This is a genomic window from Micromonospora sp. SYSU B005 (genome assembly GCF_055362685.1).
The window spans coordinates 1-1,407 of sequence record NZ_JAXCFU010000053.1 but is presented as its reverse complement, the minus strand read 5'-3'; the positions used below and the strand labels follow the sequence as shown (position 1 = coordinate 1,407).

General features: G+C 69.6%; 1 protein-coding gene. It reads right to left on the bottom strand.

Annotation, left to right across the window (positions count from 1 at the left end):
• Window positions 1-19: 19 nt before the first annotated feature.
• Complete coding sequence (locus SM452_RS30310; protein ID WP_463841218.1) at window positions 20-1,120, bottom strand: IS110 family RNA-guided transposase; 1,101 nt, start codon at window positions 1,118-1,120, stop codon at window positions 20-22.
• Window positions 1,121-1,407 lie beyond the last annotated feature (287 nt).

Below are 1,407 nucleotides of genomic sequence, written 5' to 3'. Positions count from 1 at the left end.
CGATCTGTGAGTGGGGTTGTCAAGTGGTGCGGTGGTGGTTGGTGATGGTGCGGTAGATCTGTCGGGCGATGTAGCGCTTGAGGCAGCGGGTGATTTCTTTGGTGGTGCGGCCTTCGGTGCGGCGGCGGGTGATGTAGTCGCGGGTTTCGGGGTGGATGCGGCGGCGGGTGAGGGCGATGGTGTGTAGGGCGCTGTTGAGGGTTCTGTCGCCGCCGCGGTTGAGGCGGTGTCGGTTGGTGCGGCCGCTGGCCACGGGGATGGGGGCGGTGCCGGCGAGGGTGGCGTAGGCGGCTTCTGAGCGGACGCGGCCGGGGTGGGACCAGGCGGTGAGGGCGATCGCGGCGGTGACGGGTCCGATGCCGGGTTGGTCGAGCAGGGGTGGGCAGAGTTCGCTGACGAGGGTGCGTAGGCGGCGGTGGTTGTCGGCGAGGGTGGCGTCGAGGGTCTGGATCTGCCGGGCGAGGGTGGTCAGTTCGCGGCGGCGGGTGTGTTCTTCGCAGGGCAGGTCGGTGTCCTCGGGTGGGTCGAGGGCGGCCAGGCGGGCGATCTGGGTGGTGGTGGATAGTCCGCGTAGCGTGTGGCGCAGGGTGTCGTCGGCGGTCAGGATCAGCGCTTTGACCAGGTTGATCGTGGCGGTGCGGGTGTCGCTGTGGTGTCGGCGGCAGACCAGCAGCAGGCGCAGTGCCTCGCGTGGCCCGTCGCGGCGAGGGGCGGCGACACGCTGCAGGGGCAGGGCGAGCACGGCGTGGGCGGCGGCGACCGCGTCGAGCTGGTCGGACTTGCCGCCCCGTCGGCGCGACGCGGCGGCGGGTTTAGGCGCCTCGCTGACATCTTCACCAGCAGCGTCCAGCACCCGGCACAGCCCTTGACCGTGTGCCCGGGTGCCTTCCACCGCCCACAACCGGCGCCCCTGCGGTGGGGTGTGCGCGACGGCGAAGGTCAGCAGCCGGGCCAACCCGTCCGGGTCGGTGGGCACGGTGACCTGCGCCAACACGGCGCCGAGACGGTCGACCACGGCGGCGGTGTGCGTGTCGGTGTGGGTGTCCACCCCCACCACCACGTCGTAGCGATCCGCGACTCGCTCTACGATCCTTGCCATCTCGGATTGTTGCTCCTTCACCAGCGACGACCGGGACAGTCGGCGTCGGCTCGGGAAGCAGTCACCACGACGGCAGATCTGTGATGGGCCACGTGTGCTCGCACGGGCAGGCTTCTGATCAGGCCAGCAGGGTGGGCCGGGCCGGCGCCGACGACCACCCGGGGACAGGTCTTGGACAAGGCACACCCACAACCCGAGCGGCCGGATCGACGAAGAGTCACCCAAGTGATCATCGATGCCGAACCCTAACGGCAACCAACCGAACCGATCACCACACACATAGAAGCGTCTTGGAGTTGTGGCACCTC